Source organism: Nocardioides aurantiacus (assembly GCF_003752505.1).
In the GTDB taxonomy this organism is placed as follows: Bacteria; Actinomycetota; Actinomycetes; order Propionibacteriales; family Nocardioidaceae; genus Marmoricola; species Marmoricola aurantiacus.
This window is the reverse complement of record NZ_RKHO01000001.1, coordinates 2,240,891-2,262,137: the sequence shown is the minus strand read 5'-3', so window position 1 is coordinate 2,262,137 and position 21,247 is coordinate 2,240,891. Positions and strand designations below refer to the sequence as shown.

Sequence of the window (21,247 nt, the reverse complement as noted above, 5' to 3'; positions counted from 1 at the left end):
CGGGACGCGCAGGTGCGACGCCGGTCCCGCGCCCGGGTGGCGGCCGTGCTCCTCGCCCTGCTGCTGCCGCTGACGGCCTGCTCCGACGACGGGCCGTCCCAGGACGTCGTCGGCGCCCCGGCCGCACCCTCGGACCCGGCGCTCACCCGGGAGCAGCAGCGCGCGCAGGAGCAGCGCATCCTCGACCAGCGGGCGCGCGCGGTGCGCGAGGGCGACCTGGGCCTGTTCCTGCGCCGGGTCGACCGCAGCGACCCCGAGCTGGTCGCGCGGCAGACGCGCTACTTCCGCAACCTGGTGCAGCTGCCGCTCGCGCGGTTCGAGTACGTCGTCCAGGACCGTGACTGGGACGCGCGGCTGCTGCCCCGCTGGGGGCGCGACGCGCAGGTCCCGCAGGTGCGGCTGCGGATGCAGCTGCAGGACTTCGACACCCGCCCCGTCGACCGCACCGTCGGGTTCGTCTTCGCCTGGCGAGGCGACCGCGCCCGCATCGTCTCCGACCGCGACGGCACCGGCCGGCCGCTGTTCGACGGCGCGCCCGCCCCGTGGGACCTCACCTCGATCCGGGTGCGCGAGCGGCCCGGCGTGCTCGGCGTCTTCGACACCAGCACCGTTGACGTCGCCCCCACGGTGATGGGGGCGGTCAGCCGGGGGATCGGCGAGGTCGACGCGACGGTGCCGTTCACGTGGCCCGGCCAGGTGGTCGTCTACCACGTGCGCGACGCCGCGGTGCTCGACTCCTTCACCGACGTCCCCGGCGGCTCGATCGACCTGCTCGGGGCGATGACCTTCCCGACGTACTCCCAGCCGACGGTCTCGCCCGTGGCCTCGACCCGGATGCTCGTGCTCGAGGGCTCCGTCGCGGCCGGCCAGCCGTTCCTGGGCCGGATCGTGCGCCACGAGCTGACCCACGTCGCCCTCGGCACCCGCGACGACGGGGCGCCGGTGTGGCTCTCCGAGGGCCTGGCGGAGTACGTCGGGGCGCGCACCATCCCGATCGACCAGCGCATCATCCCCACCAGCGCGGTCGACCGGGCCCGGAGCGCCGACGCCGCGCTGCCCGCCTCGCGCGAGTTCAACGGCCCCGAGCAGGAGTGGCACTACGCGCTGAGCTGGATGGCCTGCGACTACCTCGCCGCCGCCCAGGGCGAGGAGGTGCTGTGGCGGCTGGTGGAGGCGATGCACGACGCGGGCCGCGGCACCACCGACGACGAGCAGGACGCCGTGCTGCGGCGGGTGGTCGGCATGGACGCCGCCGAGCTGGCCCGGCGGGCGGCTGCCCGCATCCGCAACCTCTACGGGTGAGCCACGGGCGGCCGCCGGTCGGCGCGGCGTAGGTTGGCTCCTCGTGAACCTCTCGCGCACCAAGTCCGTCGAGCAGTCGCTCGAGGACACCCAGGACCCCGAGTTCAAGCTCAAGCGCAGCCTCAGCGCGCTCGACCTCACCGTGTTCGGCATCGGCGTCATCATCGGCGCCGGCATCTTCACGCTCACCGGCCGTGCCGCCGCGGAGTACGCCGGACCGGCCATCGTCTTCTCGTTCGTGATCGCCGCGATCTGCTGCGGGCTGGCGGCGCTGTGCTATGCCGAGTTCGCCTCGACGCTGCCGGTCAGCGGGTCGGCGTACACCTTCTCCTACGCGACGCTGGGCGAGCTGGTGGCCTGGATCATCGGCTGGGACCTGATCCTGGAGCTGATGCTCGGGGCGAGCGTGGTCGCGCAGGGGTGGAGCCAGTACTTCGTCAGCCTGCTCGACGCGATCGGCCTGGGGTGGCCCGAGGCCATCGGCCCGGCCTCCGGCGCCGGCTGGGGCCACGTCGACCTCGCCGCGTTCCTACTGGTCGCCGTGCTCACCGCGCTGGTCGCCTTCGGCATCAAGGAGTCGCTGCGGGTCAACCTGGTGCTGGTCGGGCTGAAGCTGTTCGTGGTCCTCTTCGTCATCGTCGCCGGGCTGTTCTTCATCGACGGCGCCAACTACGTGCCGTTCGTGCCGGAGTCCGCCGGGTCGGCGGGGGCCAGCGGCATCACCCAGCCGCTGCTGCAGTGGATGTTCGGGATCGAGGCGCAGACCTACGGCGTGCTCGGCATCGTCTCCGGCGCCTCGATCGTGTTCTTCGCCTACATCGGCTTCGACGTCGTCGCCACCACCGCCGAGGAGGCGCGCGACCCGCAGAAGGACCTGCCCCGCGGCATCATCGGCTCGCTGGTGATCTGCACGGTCCTCTACGTCGCCGTCGCGCTCGTCATCACCGGCATGGTGCGCTACGACCGCATCAACCCCGAGGCGGCGCTGGCCTCGGCCTTCACCGACGTGGGCAGGCAGGGCTTCGCCACGCTGATCTCCGCGGGCGCGGTCGCCGGTCTCACCACGGTTGTGATGACGCTGATGATCGGCGCCATCCGGGTGCTGTTCGCGATGAGCCGCGACGGGCTGCTGCCGCGCGGCTTCGCCAAGGTCGCGCCCCGCACCGGCACCCCGATCCGGATCACGGTCACGATCGGCGCCGTCGTGGCGGTCGTGGCGGCGGTGACGCCGATCGGCGACCTCGAGGAGATGGTCAACATCGGCACGCTGACCGCCTTCGCGCTCGTCTCGCTCGCGGTGCCGGTGCTGCGCCGCACCCGCCCGGACCTGCCGCGCTCGTTCAAGGTGCCGTTCAGCCCGGTGCTCCCGGTCCTGGCCGCGCTGGTCTGCCTCTACCTCGCGCTCAACCTCTCCATCGAGACCTGGCTGCGGTTCGTGGTCTGGATGGCACTCGGCTTCGCGGTCTACTTCCTCTACGGCTACCGCCACAGCCGGGTGGGCCTCGCCCAGCGGGCGGGTGACGAGGCGGCCCGCGGGACGGCCGACCGCGCGCACTAGGCTGGTGGTCCGGCACGGCGAGGACGCACGGCGAGGCGCGACGAGGAGCACAGGGTGAGCGACGCACGGTTCGTGCACATCGTCGACGAGGTCCCGGAGCTCGAGGGACGCAGCGACGGGCCCGTGCTGCTCGTGGCGCTCGAGGGGTTCCTCGACGCCGGCAACGCCTCCGCGACGGCGGTCGAGCACCTGCTCGGCGAGGACCGCGGTCGCGTCGTGGCCAGCTTCGAGGTCGACGAGCTCTACGACTACCGGGCCCGTCGGCCCCCGATGACGTTCTCCGAGGACCACTACTCCGACTACGTCGCCCCGCGCCTGGTGGTGCGGCTGCTCGAGGACGAGCTCGGTGCGCCGTACCTGCTGCTGAGCGGGCCCGAGCCCGACACCCGCTGGGAGGGCTTCGCCCGCGCGGTGCGGCTGGTGGTGCAGCACTTCGACGTACGCCTGGTGGTCTCGCTGGGCTCGGTGCCGATGGCGGTGCCGCACACCCGCCCGGTGCAGCTGACCAACCACGCGACCTCGTCGCGGCTGCTGGTGCAGGAGAACGTCTGGAAGGGCGAGATCCGGGTGCCGGCCAGCGCCCAGTCGCTGCTCGAGCTGCGGCTGGGGGAGTGGGGCCACGACGCCATGGGCTTCGTCGCCCACATCCCCCACTACGTCGCGCAGTTCCCCTACCCGCAGGCCTCGCTCGCGCTGCTCGAGGGCGTCGAGGACGTCACCGGCCTGCAGTGGGACAGCGAGCCGCTGCGCCTGGCCGGCGAGGCCCGGCAGGTCGAGCTGGCCACCCAGATCGCCGACTCCGACGAGGTCCGCGAGGTGGTCACCGGCCTGGAGCAGCAGTACGACGCGTTCCACACCGCCTCGGCCAACCTGCTGGCCGAGGACCAGCCCCTGCCCAGCGGCGAGGAGCTCGGCGAGCAGTTCGAGCAGTTCCTCGCCCGCCTCGAGGACCCGGAGGACTAGCCGTGCCACGTTCGGTGGAGGAGCTCGTCGAGCTCCTGGAGCTCGAGGCCATCGAGGACAACCTGTTCCGTGGGCAGCAGCCCAGCACCGGGCTGCAGCGCGTCTTCGGCGGCCAGGTCGCCGCGCAGGCGCTGGCCGCCTCGACGCGCACCGTGCCCGAGCAGTACGTCGTGCACAGCCTGCACTCCTACTTCCTGCGCCCGGGCGACACCTCCGTCCCGATCGTCTACGACGTCGACACGCTGCGCGAGGGCCGCAGCTTCGCCACCCGGCGGATCCTCGCCCGCCAGCACGGTCGGCCGATCTTCGCGATGACGGCCAACTACCAGATCCCCGAGGAGGGACTGGACCACCAGGACCCGGCGCCGGTGGTGCCGCGGCCCGAGGACTGCCCGACGCTGCTCGAGGCCACCCCCGGCTCGGAGAAGATCGCCGACCACTGGAAGCGCGAGTGGGACGCCCTGGAGATCCGCCACGCCGGCGACTCCCGCTCCGGCGGGAGCGTCGAGGCCGGTGACGTCGCGGCCCGGTCCCGGCTGTGGATCCGCACCAGCGGCGAGCTGCCCGACGACCCGCTGACGCAGGTGGTCGCGTTCACCTACGCCAGCGACCTGACCCTGCTCGCCGCCTCGCTCGTCCCGCACGACCTCCAGATCGCCAGCCCGGGGATGCAGGCGGCCTCGCTGGACCACAGCATCTGGTTCCACCGGCCGTTCCGGGCGGACCGCTGGTGGCTCTACGACCAGGTCTCGCCGTCGGCGTCCGGGGGCCGCGGACTGGCCACCGCGCGGGTGTTCACCGAGGACGGCACCCTCGTCGCCTCGGTGGCACAGGAAGGCCTGATCCGCCTCCGCCGCGACTGACGTCGTTGTTGAATGACATCAATTCGGTCACAGGCAAGACGACACGCCGTGACGTGAGTTACTTTCTGGGCCTCCATGCGGCTCGAGTGACGGATGTGGTTCCCGATGTCAGACCCCCGACGTAGCCGTCAGGCTGCCCGTCGCCTCCTGGGCCTCGGCCTGGTGACGGCCCTGGCGCTGGGGAGCGGCCTCGCCGCCACCCCGGCCGCGGTCGGAGCCGACGGCGCCACCGACGCCCGCGCCCACGGCGAGGGCCGGATGGGGCCGAGCTCGGCGCGCACGGTCAGCGCGTCGCCCTCGAGCGGGCCCGACTTCGAGATGCCGTTCCCGTGCGGCCAGACCTGGACCGGCGGCACCCGCTCCTCGCACTCGCCGAGCTCGTGGACGGTCGACTTCAACACCCCCGACGACCTCGGCAAGCCCGCGCTCGCGTCGGCGCCCGGGGTGGTCACCCTGACCCGGTCGCTCACCACGAGCTACGGCCGCTACGTCGTCGTCGACCACGGGGGCGGCTACACCACGCTCTACGCCCACCTCAACTCCATCGCGGCCACCGTCGGCCAGGTGGTCGACCAGGGCGACCTGATCGGCTACGTCGGCACCAGCGGCGGCTCGACCGGCCCGCACCTGCACTTCGAGGAGCGGCGCGACGGGGGCTACTTCCACCCGTGGTTCTCCCGCACCCTGTTCGCCTTCGGGTCGACCAGCGCCTCGAAGAGCTGTGGTGACCGGCCGCTCGCCGGCGACTTCGACGGCGACGGTCGCGACGACATGGCCGTCTGGCGACCCGGTGCGACCACCGGCCGCTTCTACCTGCGGACCCTGCCGACGCGGCAGGTCGTCGACTGGGGCCGGGCGGGCGACACCCCGCTGGCCGCCGACTTCAACGGTGACGGGATCAGCCAGGTCGCGACCAAGGGGCTCGGCTCGTCGACCTGGAAGCTGCGCGGCGGCACGGGAGCGACGGCCACCGTCACGGCGGGCGGCGCGACCGACGTGCCGCTCGCGGGCGACTGGGACGGCAACCGGCTGGCCGAGCTGGGCTGGTACCGCTGGTCCAACCGCACCTTCTACCTCCGCGCCGCCGACCTCTCGGTGCGCAGCGTCGTGTGGGGCACCACCGGTGAGCAGCCGGTCGTGGGCGACTGGAACGGCAACCGCGCGAGCGACGTGGGGGCCTTCCGGTCCAGCACCGCGACCTGGCGCCTGCGGGTGCCCAGCGGCTCGTCGTACGTCACCCGCACGGTCACCTTCGGTGCCCCCGGTGACGTCCCGGTCGTCGGCGACTGGGACGGGGACGGCACCGACGACCTCGGCACCTGGCGACCCAGCACCCGGACCTTCCACCAGCGCGTGCCGGAGGGCGCGGGCTTCGTCACCCGGGCGTCAAGGTACGGGCTGGCCCGCGGCTGATCAGCCGCGGCGGGCCCGGCCGACCAGGTGCGGCTTGTCGCTGCGCGGGTCGGTGAGGGAGAAGTCGAGCCCCCCGTCGACGGTGCGCGAGCCGAAGGCGACCGTGCCGGGCAGGAAGACCGGCTTCTTGAACTCCACCTCGACCGTGCCGGCGTCACCCAGCCGGTTGGCGAAGGCCGCGACGCAGCGCGCCTTGGTCCACATGCCGTGGGCGATCTGGCGCTTGAACCCGAAGGCCTTGGCCGTCAGCGGGTAGAGGTGGATCGGGTTGTGGTCGCCCGAGACCGCGGCGTACCGACGGCCCAGGTCACCGGGGAGCCTCCAGACCAGGCCGGTGCCGCGCACCACGTCGAACGGCTCGCCCGTGGGCCTCGCCGTGTCGTCACCGCGGCCGACGCGCAGGTAGGTCGAGGTCGAGTCCCAGACCACCTCGCCGCCGGAGCTGACGGTGGTGACCAGGTCGAAGACGCGGCCCTTGGGGTGGGGCCGCAGGTCGCGGGCCTCGGCGTCGACGTCGAGCCGCTCGGTCGGTGCCAGCGGCCGGTGGGCGGTGATCCGGTTGCCCAGGTGCACGGTGCCGATCGCGGGGAACGGGAACGAGGCGTCGGTCATGATCCCCATGTGCAGGCCGAAGGCCAGCATGTGCGGGTAGGTGAACGGCAGCGCCTGGCGCGGCTCGAACCCGCAGACCCGGGCGTACGCCGCCACGTGCGCGGGGTCGACGGCCACGTCGCGCCGGTGCAGCCGCAGGTCCGGCAGCGCGCCGCCCTTCTTGGCCACGCCGGGCACCAGGTTGACCCCGGGCAGCACCGGCAGTGCCGCCTTGAGCATGGTGCCGAGCCCGCCGGGCTGGCCCTGGATCGTCCGGTCCGTCATCAGGCGCCCAGCATCATCTGGCCGCAGACGCGCACGACGTTGCCGTTGACGCCCGTCGAGCCGGGGGAGAGGTACCACGCGATCGCCTCGGCGACGTCGACCGGCAGCCCGCCCTGCGACATCGCGTTCATGCGCTGACCGACCTCGCGGGTCGCGAACGGCACGGCCGCGGTCATCTGGGTGACGATGAAGCCGGGGGCGACGGCGTTGACGGTGATGCCGCCCTCGAGCTCGGGGGCGAGGCTGTCGACCAGGCCGATCACGCCGGCCTTGGAGGCGGCGTAGTTGGTCTGGCCCACGTTGCCCGCGATGCCGGCGATCGAGGAGACCCCGACGATGCGGCCGTTGGCCGCCACCAGGCCCTGCTCGAGCAGCTCGCGCGAGATCCGCTCGGGTGCGGTGAGGTTGACCGCGATCACCGAGGACCAGCGGTCCTCGGCCATGTTGGCCAGCTTCTTGTCGCGCGTGATGCCGGCGTTGTGCACCACGCCGTTGACCTGGCCGTAGGTGTTCTTGACGTGCTGGGCGATGCGCTGCGGCGCGTCCTTGGCGGTGATGTCGAGGACGAGGTGGTCGCCGTCGATCTCGCGCATCACGCCCTGCAGCTCGCTCGCCGCCTGGGGCACGTCGATGCCGAGGACCTTCGCGCCGTCGCGGTGCAGCACCCGGGCGATCTGCTCGCCGATGCCGCGCGAGGCGCCGGTCACGATCGCGACCTGGCCGGCCAGCGGCCGGGCCTGGTCGGCGACGGGCTCGGCCTCGACGGCACCCGTCGCGCCGATCCGGACGACCTGGCCCGAGACGTAGGCGCTCTTGGGGGAGAGGAAGAAGGCCAGCGTCGACTCCAGCGCCTGCTCCGCACCCGGGGCGACGTAGACCAGGTTGACGGTGCTGCCCTTGCCGATCTCCTTGCCGAGCGAGCGGGTGAAGCCCTCGAGCGCGCGCTGGGCGATCCGCTCGCCGGCGCCGGAGGTCTGGTCCGGGACGGTGCCGAGCACCACGACGCGGGCGCAGCTGGTGAGGCTGCGCATCAGCGGGGTGAAGAACTGCTGCAGCGCGACCAGCTGGTCGGCCGAGGTGAGGCCGGTGGCGTCGAAGACCAGACCCTTGTAGCGCTGACCCTCCGCGCTCACGCCGACGTTGGTGATGCCCAGGTCGTCCAGGGCCACGACGAGGGCCTTGGACAGCCGGCCCTCCCCGCCGGTGACGACGGTGCCGTCCACCAGGGGCGCACCTTCGCTCCACCGCTCGAGCGGGGTGGGGGCGGGCAGGCCGAGGTTCTTGACGACCAGCTTGCCGATGGGGGTGGAGGTGAAGAACTGGTACCGGTCCGACATCACGATCCTCTAGGGTGGGAGGGCTTACTACTCGTCAGTACGGCACAAATGTAACGACGGGTGTAACTCGCCGTCCACTTTTCGTGACGTGGCACTCACGACGTTCATCCTGACTCACCGGGAGGGCAGGATGAAGGCGTTCGCCTCGACCTAGGAGCACACCTGATGCAGTCCCAGACGCGCCGCGTCGCCGTTCTCGGCGGCAACCGGATCCCCTTCGCCCGCTCGAACTCGGTCTACGCCTCGGCCTCCAACCAGGAGATGCTGACCGCGGCCATTGACGGTCTGGTCACGCGCTACGGCCTGCAGGGCCAGCGCCTGGGCGAGGTGGTCGCCGGAGCCGTGCTCAAGCACAGCCGCGACTTCAACCTCACCCGGGAGTCGGTGCTCGGCTCGCGGCTGGCCCCCGAGACCGCCGCCGACGACCTCCAGCAGGCCTGCGGCACCGGGCTCCAGGCCGCGATCTACGTCGCCAACAAGATCGCCCTGGGCCAGATCGACTCCGGCATCGCCGGCGGCACCGACACCACCTCCGACGCCCCGATCGCGATCTCGGAGAAGCTGCGCAAGAAGCTGATCAAGGTCAACCAGCAGAAGGACAACGTCGGTCGCGTCAAGGCGCTCGGCGCCATCCGTCCCGGTGACATCGGCATCGAGGTCCCGCAGAACGGCGAGCCCCGGACCCGGCTGTCGATGGGCGAGCACGCCGCCCTGACCGCGCTGGAGTGGCAGGTCACCCGCGAGTCGCAGGACGAGCTCGCGGCCACCTCGCACCACCGGCTCGCGGCGTCCTACGACTCGGGCTTCCAGGACGACCTGATCACCCCCTTCAACGGCCTCGAGCGCGACCAGAACCTGCGTCCCGACTCCTCGCTGGAGAAGCTCGCGAAGCTCAAGCCGGTCTTCGGCAAGGGGGAGGCGGCCACGATGACGGCCGCCAACTCCACCCCGCTCACCGACGGCGCCTCCGCGGTGCTGCTCGGCACCGAGGAGTGGGCCGCCGAGCACGGCCTGACCGTGCAGGCGTACTTCGTCGACGCCGAGACCGCGGCCGTCGACTTCGTGCACGGCGGCGAGGGCCTGCTCATGGCCCCGGCGTACGCCGTGCCGCGGCTGCTCGAGCGCAACGGCCTGACCCTGCAGGACTTCGACTTCTACGAGGTCCACGAGGCGTTCGCCTCGCAGGTGCTCTCCACCCTCAAGGCGTGGGAGGACCCGGTGTTCTGCAAGGAGCGTCTCGGCCTGGACGCCCCGCTGGGCTCCATCGACCGCGCCAAGCTGAACGTCAACGGCTCCTCGCTCGCCGCGGGCCACCCGTTCGCCGCGACCGGCGGCCGGATCGTGGCCAACCTGGCCAAGCTGCTGCACCAGAAGGGCTCGGGCCGCGGCCTGATCTCGATCTGCGCCGCGGGCGGCCAGGGCGTCACCGCCATCCTGGAGAAGTAGGGCCCGCGGGGACCGATGTTCCCGCTCCGCAGCAGCGTCCTCGCCGTCCGTCCCGTCAGGGGCGGGCGGCGAGTGCCTGTGCGGTGGCCACGACGTAGGCCTTGACGTCGTCGGTCGAGACCGGGGCGATGGCGGGCACCCCGGGGGCGGACTCGCGCACCAGCATCCCGACCCGTGCGAGCTGCAGGGCGCCGAGGCCGCTGGCGTACATGTGGTTGGCGAGCAGCGTCGGGTCCTCGACCGCGAACGCGCCCGACGCGGTGCCCTCGGCGAGCACCTCGCGCAGCACCGACAGGCACGAGGAGATGCCCCGGCCGAGCCGGAACAGTGCGCTCTCGCTGATCTCCTCGAGCAGCTCCGGCCCGCGGCGACGCATCAGCGTCTGCGCGCAGTCCACGAAGGCGGGGAACTCGACCCCGAAGTCGACGAACGCCTCGACCGCCGCGACCAGCCGGGTCTCGGCCGTGCTCCGGGCCTCGACCGCCTCGCGCAGGCGGGCCTCGAGGTCCTCGAGGTAGCTGACCAGGGTGAGCGCGAAGAGCTCCTCCTTGCCGCTGAAGTGGCGGTAGATGATCGCCCGGTTGACCCCGACCGCCCGGGCGATGTCCTCGATCTGGGCGTCACGGACGCCGGACTCGTCGAAGAGCTCGCGCGTGGCGGCCAGGATCTCCCGCTCGCGGGCCCGGCGCCGCGCAGCAGCCGGCTGCCGCGTCGAGGTGCGGGAGGTGGTCATCCGGCGATGGTAGTGCAACTGTTGTTTACACAGCTGTTCACGCAGCGGCAGCGCGTCGCCGGCGTACGTCGCGGGGGAGCATCGCCACCCGGAAGGTCACGAACCGCACCAGTCCGCAGCCGAGGTTGGCCGCCACCAGCACCGCCGCCTCGGCCGTCTGCGACGGCTCGTCCACCAGTGCCTCCAGCAGCGCCAGGGAACCTGCGGTCACCGCGAGGCTGAACCCGAGCAATGCCAGCCCGAGCGCCTGGTGGCGCACGGCGTGGGCGGGGTCGCGGACCCCGAAGCTGATCCGCCGGTGGCCCCACGTGCCGGCCAGCGTGGAGAGCACCAGCGCGACCGCGTTGGCCGGTTGCGCCTCCCAGACCTGGCGCAGCAGCAGGTAGAGGCCGGCGTACAGGACGTTGAAGGCGCCGCCGACGCAGGCGAACACCACCAGCTGCACGAGCGGGTGGCGTCGCTGCTGCCTCGACCCGTCGTCCACCCGGAGGAGCGTAGTGACCGACCCGCGGGCGGGTGTGTCCGGTGCACGGCCCGGGGCCCGCGATACCCTCGGGCGCCATCAGGGCCGACCGAGGAGACGTGTGAACGCCACGCAGCACGACCATCACGCGGCGCGTCCGGGACCCGGCGCGGTCGCCGCGGCCTGGTCCGTGCACGTCTACACGATGTCGGGCGTCGCCTTCGCGCTGCTGACCGTCATCGCGGTGATCGAGGGCGACACCGTCCGCGCGCTGTGGCTGGGCCTGGTCGCGATGGTCATCGACGGCACCGACGGCATGCTGGCGCGCCACGTGCGGGTCAAGGAGGTGGTGCCGTGGTTCGACGGCGCCCTGCTCGACAACATCGTCGACTACCTGACCTACGCCTTCACCCCGATGGTGCTGCTCTGGAGCGCGGGCTATCTCGGCGCCGGCCCCTGGGCCCAGGTCCTGGCGATCGTGCCGCTGGTGGCCTCGGCCTTCCAGTTCTGCCGCACCGACGCCAAGACCGAGGACCACCTGTTCACCGGCTTCCCCAGCTACTGGAACATCCTGGCCTTCTACGTCGTCGTCATGGACCTCGGCCTCACCGCCGTGACCGTGCTCATCCTGGTCTGCACGGTGCTGGTGTTCGTGCCCGTCGGCTACGTCTACCCCTCCCGCACCGGCACCCTCCAGGCCCTGACGCTGCTCCTCACCACGATCTGGCTGGTGGCCTACGCCGTCCTGCTGGCCCAGCTCCCCGATCCCTCGCCGATCTGGCTCGCGGTCTCGCTCGTCTACGTCGCCTACTACGTCGTGCTGAGCATCTACCTGACGCTGCAGCGCCGCCGCTCGGTGGCGGCCTCGGCGACGGTCGGCGCCTGACGCGCCCCTCGTCGCCGCCGGACCACGTCGGCGTTGCTGGAACGTGCCGACAACGGGCGCGTTGCTGGAACGGTCGTTCCACCAACGGGGGCGTTGCTGGAGCGTTCCAGCAACGGGTCCGGGGTGCAATGAAAGGGCTCGGCCCAGCCCGCCGCCGGGTGCCAGACTCCGGCCATGAGCGGGAGCGACGCAGGGCGGGTCCACCTCCGGTTGATGAACGAGTTCGGGTGCGACCCGCCGCTGTGGGACGAGCTCGGCGGCACCGACGGTGAGGGGCTAGACCTGAGCGACGGGCTGTTGGCTGACCTCTCGGCCTTCGCCGACCGGTGGGAGGCGGCGGTGCCCGCGGAGGTCTTCGACGACCGCTGGGACGGTGTCCCGGTCATGCAGCAGCTGGTCAGCCTCCGGTACACGCTCCTGGGGCTCCGCCCTGCTACGCGGCGTCGGACCAGGGCGGAGGACCGGACGCTCCGGGAGCTCGGCGAGTCGCTCCGGCAACGGCTGCAGGACGAGCTCGGTGACGGCTACCGGGTGACCTACCAGCACTGACCCCGCGACAGCCCGGGACCGTCCGGCTCAGCCGTCGCGCAGCTCGAGCAGCCGCGAGAGCGGGTCGACCTCGGCGGCCGGCTTGTCGTCGCGGTAGCGCAGCACCCGGGCGAACCGCAGCGCCACGCCGCCGGGGTAGCGGGTGGAGCGCTGCACGCCGTCGAAGGCGATCTCGACGACCTGGACCGGGTCGACGAAGACCGTGCCGCGCGTGCGTCGGGTCTCCAGGCCGAGGAAGCGCTCGGTCTGCCAGGCCAGCATCTCGTCGGTCATGCCCTTGAAGGTCTTGCCGAGCATCACGAAGCCGTCGTGGCCGGGGCGGTCGTCGCGGGCGCCGAGGTGGAGGTTGGACAGCCAGCCCTCGCGACGGCCGCTGCCCCACTCGACGCCGAGCACGACGAGGTCGAGGGTGTGGCGGGGCTTGACCTTGACCCAGGCCGAGCCACGGCGGCCGGCGTCGTACGGCGCGTCGAGGCGCTTGAGGATCACGCCCTCCTGGCCCGCGGCGACGGCCTCGTCGAAGAACCGCTGCGCCTCGTCGGGGGAGTCGGTCACCAGGCGGGCGACGCGGTGCTCCTCGGGGACCACCTCGTCGAGGCGGGCGAGGCGCTCGTGGGTGGGGCGCTCGATGAACGAGTCGGACCCCTCGAGCAGCAGGTCGAAGAAGAACGGGCGGATGCCGGTCGCTCCGGTGTGCGTGGCCGTCGTCGAGGCGGTCTCCTGGAAGGGGCGGGGCCGGCCCTGCTCGTCGAGGGTCAGCGCCTCGCCGTCGAGGACGAGGTCGCCCCCGGGCAGCGACCGCGCGACCTCGACGACCTCCGGCAGCCGCTCGCCGATCTCGTCGAGGCTGCGGGTGAAGACCGCCACGTCGTCGCCCCGGCGGTGGACCTGGATCCGGATGCCGTCGAGCTTGGTGTCGACCGCGACCGCCTCCCCGGCGGCGACCTTCTCGACCCCGGCGGTGACGTCGGGGGCGGTACCGGCCAGCATCGGGCGGACCGGCCGGCCGACGAGCAGCTCGAAGCGCCGCAGCGCCGCCGGGCCACCGGTCAGCGCCGCCGCGGCGATCGGGCCGGTGGGGGCGCTGAACATCGCGGCGCGACGCACCTCCTCCAGGGGGACCTCGGCCGCCGCCGCGACGGCGTCGAGCATCACCGAGTCGAGGGCGCCCTGGCGCACGTTGCCCGTCATCACCGCCCGCAGGAACTCCTGCTCGGGCGCGGTCAGCCGGGCGAAGAGCGCCGCGGCGGCCGCGCGTCGGGCGGTGCTGGAGCCGCTGCCGGCCAAGGAGGACAGCTCCTCCAGTGTCGCGTCGACCTCGGTCACCTCGACCGAGGGCGCGGCGGCGGGATCGGGCAGGTCGGTCAGCGCGCGCCAGCCGAGCCCGGTGCGCCGCTGCCGGAGCGTGCCGGAGAGGTAGGTCGCCGCCAGCTCGACCTCGTCGGCCGCCCCGGCCTCGTCGGTGCCGGCGTCGTGGTCGGTACCCCGGGCCTCGCGCAGCAGGTCCGCGATCAGGCGGCGCTTCTCCAGCCGGGACCGGGTGGCGGCGACGGCGGTCGAGACCTCGACGATCCGGGCGAGCAGCATGGGGCCATCGTGGCAGTCGGTCCTGACAGCGGCCCGGCATACGCTCCTCCCATGGCTCCCGGCACCGCGGTCCCGCACCCGGGGCAGACCCGGGTCTGGCGCCCGGGGTGGCCCTGCCCGGTGCCGCTGGTGCTCTCGACGCACCGGCGCGGCTCGGGCGACCCGACCTTCCGCACCACCGGCGACGGCGCGACCTGGCGCGGGGTGCGCACGCCCGAGGGCCCGGCCACGCTGCGGCTGCTGCCCCGGCCACGGGACGGCGAGGTGCACGCGACGGCGTGGGGGAGCGGCAGCGACTGGGTGCTCGACTCCGTGCCCCGGATGCTCGGCGCCGACGACGACCCGACCGGCTTCGTGCCGCCGGAGCCGCTGGCCCACGCCTGGCGTCGCTACGGCCACTGGCGGCTCGGGGCGACCGGGCTGGTGATGGAGTCGCTGGTGCCGGCCGTGATCGAGCAGAAGGTGACCGGGCAGGAGGCGTTCGCGGGCTTCCGGCGCCTGGTCCACCGGTTCGGCGAGCGGGCGCCGGGGCCGCCGTCGATGCCCGAGCCCGAGGTGCGGCTGTGGGTGCAGCCCTCGCCCGCGCAGCTGCGCGCGGTGCCCTCGTGGGAGTGGCTGGCCTGCCACGTCGACGGAGCGCGGTCACGGCCGCTGATGCACGCCGCCCGGGTCGCGACGGCGCTGGAGCGGGCCGGCCGCGAGCACCCGACGGAGTTCGACCGGCGGCTGCGCACCCTGCCGGGCATCGGGGTGTGGACCAGTGCCGAGGTGCGCTCGCGGGCGCTCGGCGACGCCGACTCGGTCAGCTTCGGCGACTACCACGTGGCCGAGAACGTCGGCTGGGCGCTGACCGGTGAGGACGGCACCACCGACGAGCGCCTGGCCGAGCTCCTGGAGCCGTACGCCGGCCACCGGCACCGCGTGCAGCGCCTCGTCGAGCTGGCCGGTCTGGTGCGCCCGCGCCGTGGGGCCAGGATGGCCCCGCGCCGCCACCTGCCCGTACGCCGCTAGGGGGGCCCGATCGACTAGGCGCCGACCGCCCGCGCACCGTCGGGTCCGGCGATCTCACCGGAGCCGCGGCGGATCAGCGAGGTGGGCACCACCTCGGTGGTGCGGGTCGAGGTGTCGCCGTCCAGGCGACGCAGCAGCAGGTCGATCGCCCGGGTGCCGATCTCGTGCGGGTTCTGCGTGACCACGGTGATGCCGGGGTCGAGCATCTCCGCCACCGGCAGGTCGTCGAAGCCGACAAGCGCGACACGGTGCGTGAGGCCGCGCTGCTGCAGCGCGAGCACCGCGCCCTCGCAGATGACGTTGCGGGCCGCGAACAGCGCGGTGGGCGGGTCGGGGAGGTCGAGCAGCGCGAGCACCGCGTCGCGGGCCGCCTCGCGCGAGCGCAGCCCGGTGAGCTCCAGGGCGGGGTCGGGCACCACGCCGGTGGCGCGGAGCGCGGAGCGGTAGCCGTCCAGCCGCTCCGCGGCGGTGATGATGGTCGAGTCGTCGCCGAGGTGGGCCACGCGGCGGTGGCCGTGGGCCACGAGGTGCCCGACCGCCTCCGCGCTGGCGCCCCGGTTGTCGACCACCACAGCGTCGATCTCGGGCACGGCCGGGCGGCGGTCGACGGCGACCACGGGGAGGCCGGCGTCGATCTCGGCGGCCAGCCAGCCGAGGTCGGGCGAGGTGGGCATCAGCAGCAGGCCGTCCACGCGGCGGGCCACTAGCCCGGCGACGACCTCGCGCTCGCGGGGGCCGTCCTCGTCGCTACTGGCCGCCATCACCACGATGCCGCGCTCGCGGGCCCGGTCCTCCACGGCCCGCAGTGCCTCGGCGCAGAACCCGTTGGAGACGTCCTGCACGAGCATCCCGATGGCGCCGGTGGCCCGCCCCCGGCGCAGGTTGCTCGCGGCGAGGTTGTGCCGGTAGCCGAGCTCGGCGACCGCGCGGCGTACGCGCTCGCCCAACGCCGCGGAGACCCCCGGCTCGTCGTTGACGACGCGGGAGACCGACTTGAGCGACACCCCGGCGTGGGTCGCGACGTCGTGCATCGTGGCGCGCCCGGAGGCGGGGGGCGTGCTGGGGGTCACGGTGGCTCCAGGGGCTAGGGGGCCGTTGTCCGGGAGTAGACAACTTTGTCAGACGCGGTTGTGACGCTTGACACAACGTCGCGACAGGCGCAATGTAACCCCTCGTAGACAACGTTGTCATCGGTTGGACGGCACGCAGCGGGCGTAGCGCCACCGAGGACCACCCGAAAGGACTTCTCGCGATGCTCAACTCCCTGCGTCACCGCCGCACCCTCGTCTCCGCCGTGGTCGGGGCCTCGTGCCTCGCGATGGCCGCCTGCGGCAGCGGGGGTGGCAGCGGCTCCGGCGGCGGGGACGACGTCGGCGTCACCCTGATCACCAAGAACTCCTCCAACCCCTTCTTCGTCACGATGCAGGAGGGTGCGAAGAAGGCCGGCGAGGCCGACGGCGTCAAGATCACCACCGCCGCGGGCAAGGAGGACGGCGACGAGCAGACCCAGATCGCCGCCATCGAGGACGCCATCGCCCGCGGTGACCAGGGCATCCTGATCACCCCCAACGGCCCCGGCGTGAACCCCGCCATCGAGAAGGCCCGCGACCAGGGCCTCTACGTGATCGCGCTCGACACCCCGCCCGACCCGGCCGACACCGTCGACGTCACCTTCGCCACCGACAACTTCAAGGCCGGCGAGCTGATCGGCGAGTGGACCAAGTCGCAGCTCGAGGGCGAGAAGGCCACCATCGCCATGCTCGACCTGTTCAACGACAAGATCATCTCGGTCGACTACGACCGCGACCAGGGCTTCCTCACCGGCATGGGGATCGACACCAAGGACGAGAAGAAGAACGGCGACGAGGACCCCACCGGCTCCTACGACGGCGGCGACTACGAGATCGTCTGCAACGAGCCCACGACGGGTGCCGAGGACGGCGGTCGCACCGCGATGGAGAACTGCCTGACCAAGAACCCCGACATCAACGTCGTCTACACGATCAACGAGCCCGCGGCCGTCGGGGCGTACGGCGCGCTGCAGCAGGCCGGCTCCGAGGACGGCGTGCTCATCGTCTCGATCGACGGCGGCTGCGACGGCGTGAAGTCGGTCAAGGACGGCGTCATCGGCGCGACCTCGCAGCAGTACCCCGTGCAGATGGCCGAGCTGGGCGTGAAGGCGATCAAGAAGATCGCCGACGGTGGCAAGGCGCCCGAGCCCACCGAGGGCCTGGACTTCTACGACACCGGCGTGCAGCTGGTGACCGACAACCCGGCCGAGGGCCTGGACTCCATCGACACCACCAAGGGCACGGAGCTCTGCTGGGGCTGAGCCCTGGCACCGACCATCACCCCCACTCGGCCAGGGAGGCCACGTGAGCACCACCAGTCCCGCCACACCCGGCGCGGAGACCCCCGCACCGCCCGCCAACACCGCGGCGGAGCAGTTCGCCAAGCGCCGGCGCTCGCCGGCCCAGCGGGTGCAGCACGTGCTGCACGCCTACCCCGCGATCAGCCCGCTCCTGGTGCTCGTCGTGTCCTTCCTGGTCTTCACCTACCTGAACCCCAACTTCGGCACGCTGCGCACGCAGTCGCTGATCCTGCAGCAGGTCGCGGTCGTCGCCGCCCTGGCGGTGGGGCAGACCCTGATCATCCTCACCGCCGGCATCGACCTCTCGGTCGGCGCCATCGCGATCCTGGCCATGCTGTTCAGCGCCAAGCTGAGCGCCGACAGCGGCCTTCCCGGGCCGCTGGCGGTGCTGGTCGGCATCGCGGTCGGGACGGCAGCGGGTGCGATCAACGGCCTGCTGGTGACGCGGCTGCGGCTGCCACCCTTCATCGTCACGCTCGGCACGCTGTCGGTGTTCACCGCGATGGCGCTGCTCTACTCCGGCGGCCAGAGCGTCCAGGCCGGCGCCATGCCCGACCTGATGGTCTGGACGGGCGAGATCGTCAACCTGGGCGGCCTGCGCATCACCACCGGCGTCTTCATGGTCGTGCTTCTCTACGTCGTGATCGGGTTCGTGCTCAAGCAGACCACCTGGGGCCGTCACCTGTACGCCGTCGGCAACGACGCCGAGTCCGCCCGCCTGGTCGGCATCTCGGTCAACCGGGTGCTGCTGAGCGTCTACACGATCGCCGGCCTGATCTACGGCATCACCGCGTGGATCCTGATCGGGCGAGCCGGGGCGGCCAGCCCCAACGCCGCGGCCGACGCCAACCTGGAGTCCATCACCGCCGTCGTCATCGGCGGCACCAGCCTGTTCGGTGGCCGCGGTGCCCTGCTGGGGACGCTGCTCGGCGCCCTCATCGTCGGCTACTTCCGCACCGGGCTCTCGCTGGCCGGCGTGGACGACCAGTGGCGGGTGCTGTCCATCGGCCTGCTCGTCATCATCGCCGTCTCGATCGACCAGTGGATCCGCAAGGTGCGCGCATGAGCGCCCGCCCCGCGTCCGCACCCGTCACCCCCACCCCGGAGGCCCTGTCATGACCGCCACCACCCCCGAGACCGGCACCACCTCGCACGACGGCCGCGCCCCGGTGCTCTCCGCCCGAGGCCTGGTCAAGACCTTCGGTCGCGTCGTCGGCCTCGACGGGGTCGACTTCGACCTCTACCCCGGTGAGGTGCTGGCCATCATCGGCGACAACGGCGCCGGCAAGTCGACGCTGATCAAGGCCGCGACCGGGGCGATCGTGCCCGACGCGGGCGAGGTGCGCCTCGACGGCGAGCTGGTCAACTTCAAGCGTCCCCAGGACGCCCGCGAGGCCGGCATCGAGACCGTCTACCAGACGCTCGCGGTCGCCCCCGCGCTCGACATCGCGGCCAACATGTTCCTGGGGCGCGAGATGCGTCGCTCCGGGCCGCTCGGCTCGGTGTTCCGGATGCTCGACCACAAGGGCATGCGCGAGAGCGCCGGCAAGTCGATGGCCGACCTGGGCATCGGCACCCTGCAGAACATGGCGCAGCCCGTCGAGACGCTCTCGGGCGGTCAGCGCCAGGCGGTGGCCGTGGCCCGCGCCGCGGCGTTCGCGACCAAGCTGATCGTGCTCGACGAGCCGACCGCCGCGCTGGGCGTCAAGGAGACCAACCAGGTGCTGCAGATGATCGAGCGCGTCCGCGACAGCGGGCTGCCGGTCATCCTGATCAGCCACAACATGCCCAACGTGTTCGAGGTGGCCGACCGGATCCACATCCAGCGGCTGGGCCGGTGCGCCGGCATCATCACGCCCAAGACCCACACCCCGAGCGAGGCGGTGGCGATCATGACCGGCGCGACCACCCTCGAGGACACCCCCGGCAGCGTCCGGGGCTGACCTCCGGGGCCGACCTCAGGAGCTGGCCTCCGGAGGTGGCCGCCCCTGCTGCGTCGGGCTAGCGGCCGACGGCGTACCCCTGCATCCCGCGGGGGTTCGCCGCGGCCGTCAGCAGCCCCGTGCGGGGGTCGCGGGCGACCGCGCACATCCGGCCCAGCGACCACGGACCCTCGCGGGTGACGACGTGGCCGCGTCGTTCCAGCGCCTCGAGCGTCGCGGGGTCGACGCGGTCCTCGACCGACAGCGACGCCGGCGCCATCGTGCGCGGGTGGAAGGAGCCGGGGAAGCCGTCGGTGTGGAACATCGGCGCGTCGATGGCCTCCTGCAGCTCCCGGCCGCCGACGACGTGGCGCAGCAGGAACAGCGACTGCCACTGGTCCTGCTGGTCGCCGCCGGGCGAGCCGCACGCCAGCACCGGCACGCCGTCGCGCAGCACCAGCGTCGGCGTCAGCGTGGTGCGCGGCCGGGCGCCGGGGGCGAGCGAGGCGGGCAGGCCCTCGTCGAGCCAGAACATCTGTGACCGGCTGCCCAGGCAGAACCCGAGCTCGGGGATGGTCGGGGAGGACTGCAGCCAGCCGCCGCTCGGGGTCGCCGAGATCATGTTGCCCCAGCGGTCGACGACGTCGAGGTGGCAGGTGTCGCCGCGGGTGGTGCCGTCGCGCTCGACCGTCGGCTCCCCGGTGGTGACGTCCGCGGCGCGGTCGGTGGCCTCGCCCGCCAGCAGCCGGCGTACGTGCTCGGCCAGGCGCGGCTCCAGGCCGCCGGGGGAGCCGGGTCGGAGCCCGGCCTCGGCGCGCGTGCCCACCAGGGCGGCCCGCTCGGCGACGTACGCCGGGTCGAGGAGCTGCGCGACCGTGACCGGCGCCGCCTCGCCGAACCACGCCTCGCGGTCGGCCATGGCCAGCTTCCAGGCCTCCACCACGGCGTGCATGCCGAGCTCGGTGTCGGGGTCGAGGACGTCGGGCCCGTGGGTCTCGGCCAGCCGGTCGAGCACGGCCAGCACCTGCAGCAGCGCGGGGCCCTGGCCCCAGAGCCCGGTCTTGGCGACCTGCACGCCGTGCCACTCCATCACCGCCGCCGGCTCCCAGGTGGCGCTGTACGCCGCCAGGTCCGAGCCCCGCACCAGACCGGGGAGCAGCCGCCCGTCGGCGGCGGGGAACTCGCGGTCGGCGAACGCCTCGACGGCCTCGGCGACGAAGCCCTCGCCCCACTCCCTGCGCGCGGCCTGCGCCTGCACGGCGACCTCGTCGCCGGCCGCGGTGGCGACGTCGGCGAGCCGCTGCAGCACCGCGGCGTACGCCGGGTTGGCGAACAGCTCGCCCGCCACCGGCACCTCCCCGCCGGGCAGCCAGACCTCGGCCGAGGTCGGCCAGTCCCGTTCGAACAGCTCGCGCACCCGCTCGATGGTGGCGGCGACGCGGGGGAGCAGCGGGTGGCCGTCGCGGGCGTAGCCGATGGCCGGCTCCAGCACGGTGGCCAGGGGCAACGAGCCGTGGTCGCGCAGCAGCAGCAGCCAGGCGTCGACCGCCCCGGGCACCGCCGAGGCGACCGGGCCCGACCCGGGCACGTGGTCCAGGCCCATCCGCGCGAACGCCTCGGGCGTGGCCGCGGCGGGCGCCGGGCCCTGTCCGCACAGCACCTGCGGTCGCGGGTCGGCGGCGGTCGCGACGATGGCGGGCAGGTCGCCGCCGGGTCCGTTGAGGTGCGGCTCCACGACGTGCAGCACGAAGCCGCCGGCGACCGCGGCGTCGAAGGCGTTGCCGCCGAGCTCGAGCATCCGCATCGCGGCCTGGGAGGCCAGCCAGTGGGTGGAGGAGACCATGCCGAAGCTGCCGGACAGGGTGGGGCGCGTGGTGAAGGGGGTCACCCGCACGACCCTAGGAGACGGGGTCTGGTCATCGGGTCGCCGGTGGGACAGGCTTCGCTCCACCCCTCCCGCCCACCGT

The 21,247-nt window shown here is 73.0% G+C and carries 19 protein-coding genes; 12 read left to right on the top strand and 7 right to left on the bottom strand.

The genetic code is table 11. The annotated features are described in order from the left end of the window. Positions 1-12 precede the first annotated feature (12 nt). The 5 genes from EDD33_RS10850 (at position 13) to EDD33_RS10830 (ending at position 6,099) form a co-directional block, all read left to right on the top strand. Positions 13-1,302: a gluzincin family metallopeptidase gene (locus EDD33_RS10850; RefSeq protein ID WP_148077055.1), complete on the top strand. Its 1,290-nt coding sequence runs from the start codon at positions 13-15 to the stop codon at positions 1,300-1,302. 43 nt (positions 1,303-1,345) lie between these two features. Then, the gene (locus EDD33_RS10845; RefSeq protein ID WP_123390784.1) at positions 1,346-2,860 is read left to right on the top strand and encodes an amino acid permease; all 1,515 of its coding nucleotides are present in this window, start codon (positions 1,346-1,348) and stop codon (positions 2,858-2,860) included. A gap of 54 nt (positions 2,861-2,914) precedes the next feature. Then, a complete protein-coding gene (locus tag EDD33_RS10840) occupies positions 2,915-3,823 on the top strand; it encodes a proteasome assembly chaperone family protein (RefSeq protein ID WP_123390782.1) in 909 nt (302 codons plus the stop codon). Positions 3,824-3,825: 2 nt separating this feature from the next. Further along, a complete protein-coding gene (locus tag EDD33_RS10835) occupies positions 3,826-4,686 on the top strand; it encodes an acyl-CoA thioesterase (RefSeq protein ID WP_123390780.1) in 861 nt (286 codons plus the stop codon). A 105-nt stretch (positions 4,687-4,791) separates the two neighbouring features. Continuing rightward, positions 4,792-6,099: a M23 family metallopeptidase gene (locus tag EDD33_RS10830; RefSeq protein ID WP_170169785.1), complete on the top strand. Its 1,308-nt coding sequence runs from the start codon at positions 4,792-4,794 to the stop codon at positions 6,097-6,099. On the opposite strand, the gene EDD33_RS10825 is transcribed toward EDD33_RS10830, so the two are convergent. Together EDD33_RS10825 and EDD33_RS10820 are read right to left on the bottom strand one after the other, a co-directional pair. Beyond that, a complete protein-coding gene (locus tag EDD33_RS10825) occupies positions 6,100-6,975 on the bottom strand; it encodes a MaoC family dehydratase (protein WP_211332513.1) in 876 nt (291 codons plus the stop codon). Continuing rightward, entirely contained in the window at positions 6,975-8,312 is a 1,338-nt protein-coding gene (locus tag EDD33_RS10820; protein WP_123390776.1) for a 3-oxoacyl-ACP reductase, read from the bottom strand. Before EDD33_RS10820 ends, EDD33_RS10825 begins: the two co-directional genes overlap by 1 nt. Before the next feature lie 165 nt (positions 8,313-8,477). Here EDD33_RS10820 and EDD33_RS10815 point away from each other — a divergent pair, with 165 nt between their 5' ends. Then, positions 8,478-9,758, top strand: a complete 1,281-nt coding sequence (locus tag EDD33_RS10815) for an acetyl-CoA C-acetyltransferase (RefSeq protein WP_123390774.1) — start codon at positions 8,478-8,480, stop codon at positions 9,756-9,758. A 55-nt stretch (positions 9,759-9,813) separates the two neighbouring features. Here EDD33_RS10815 and EDD33_RS10810 read toward each other — a convergent pair whose 3' ends face one another. Together EDD33_RS10810 and EDD33_RS10805 are read right to left on the bottom strand one after the other, a co-directional pair. Beyond that, positions 9,814-10,491, bottom strand: a complete 678-nt coding sequence (locus EDD33_RS10810) for a TetR/AcrR family transcriptional regulator (RefSeq protein ID WP_123390773.1) — start codon at positions 10,489-10,491, stop codon at positions 9,814-9,816. Positions 10,492-10,528: 37 nt separating this feature from the next. Further along, on the bottom strand, positions 10,529-10,975 hold the full coding sequence (locus tag EDD33_RS10805; RefSeq protein ID WP_123390771.1) for a GtrA family protein: 447 nt from the start codon (positions 10,973-10,975) through the stop codon (positions 10,529-10,531). A 100-nt stretch (positions 10,976-11,075) separates the two neighbouring features. Here EDD33_RS10805 and EDD33_RS10800 point away from each other — a divergent pair, with 100 nt between their 5' ends. Together EDD33_RS10800 and EDD33_RS10795 are read left to right on the top strand one after the other, a co-directional pair. Then, positions 11,076-11,840: a CDP-alcohol phosphatidyltransferase family protein gene (locus tag EDD33_RS10800; RefSeq protein WP_246003468.1), complete on the top strand. Its 765-nt coding sequence runs from the start codon at positions 11,076-11,078 to the stop codon at positions 11,838-11,840. Between the two features lie 174 nt (positions 11,841-12,014). Continuing rightward, complete coding sequence (locus EDD33_RS10795; RefSeq protein WP_123390769.1) at positions 12,015-12,389, top strand: hypothetical protein; 375 nt, start codon at positions 12,015-12,017, stop codon at positions 12,387-12,389. Between the two features lie 27 nt (positions 12,390-12,416). Here the strand turns inward: EDD33_RS10795 and EDD33_RS10790 are convergent, their stop codons facing one another. Beyond that, the gene (locus EDD33_RS10790; protein WP_123390768.1) at positions 12,417-13,976 is read right to left on the bottom strand and encodes an ATP-dependent DNA ligase; all 1,560 of its coding nucleotides are present in this window, start codon (positions 13,974-13,976) and stop codon (positions 12,417-12,419) included. A 51-nt stretch (positions 13,977-14,027) separates the two neighbouring features. Here EDD33_RS10790 and EDD33_RS10785 point away from each other — a divergent pair, with 51 nt between their 5' ends. After that, entirely contained in the window at positions 14,028-14,987 is a 960-nt protein-coding gene (locus EDD33_RS10785) for a DNA-3-methyladenine glycosylase family protein (protein WP_123390766.1), read from the top strand. Between the two features lie 14 nt (positions 14,988-15,001). Here EDD33_RS10785 and EDD33_RS10780 read toward each other — a convergent pair whose 3' ends face one another. Then, entirely contained in the window at positions 15,002-16,057 is a 1,056-nt protein-coding gene (locus EDD33_RS10780) for a LacI family DNA-binding transcriptional regulator (RefSeq protein ID WP_211332512.1), read from the bottom strand. Between the two features lie 182 nt (positions 16,058-16,239). Between EDD33_RS10780 and EDD33_RS10775 the strand changes: the two genes are divergently transcribed. Genes EDD33_RS10775 through EDD33_RS10765 form a run of 3 tightly spaced genes read left to right on the top strand, consistent with a single transcriptional unit; the run spans position 16,240 to position 19,301 of the window. Further along, a complete protein-coding gene (locus EDD33_RS10775; protein ID WP_123390764.1) occupies positions 16,240-17,319 on the top strand; it encodes a substrate-binding domain-containing protein in 1,080 nt (359 codons plus the stop codon). 43 nt (positions 17,320-17,362) lie between these two features. Continuing rightward, positions 17,363-18,424 carry an ABC transporter permease gene (locus EDD33_RS10770; RefSeq protein WP_123390762.1) on the top strand — a complete coding sequence of 354 codons (1,062 nt, stop codon included), beginning with the start codon at positions 17,363-17,365 and terminating at the stop codon, positions 18,422-18,424. Positions 18,425-18,473: 49 nt separating this feature from the next. Further along, a complete protein-coding gene (locus tag EDD33_RS10765; RefSeq protein ID WP_123390760.1) occupies positions 18,474-19,301 on the top strand; it encodes an ATP-binding cassette domain-containing protein in 828 nt (275 codons plus the stop codon). 58 nt (positions 19,302-19,359) lie between these two features. On the opposite strand, the gene EDD33_RS10760 is transcribed toward EDD33_RS10765, so the two are convergent. After that, complete coding sequence (locus EDD33_RS10760) at positions 19,360-21,168, bottom strand: gamma-glutamyltransferase family protein (RefSeq protein ID WP_342773613.1); 1,809 nt, start codon at positions 21,166-21,168, stop codon at positions 19,360-19,362. Between the last annotated feature and the right edge of the window lie 79 nt (positions 21,169-21,247).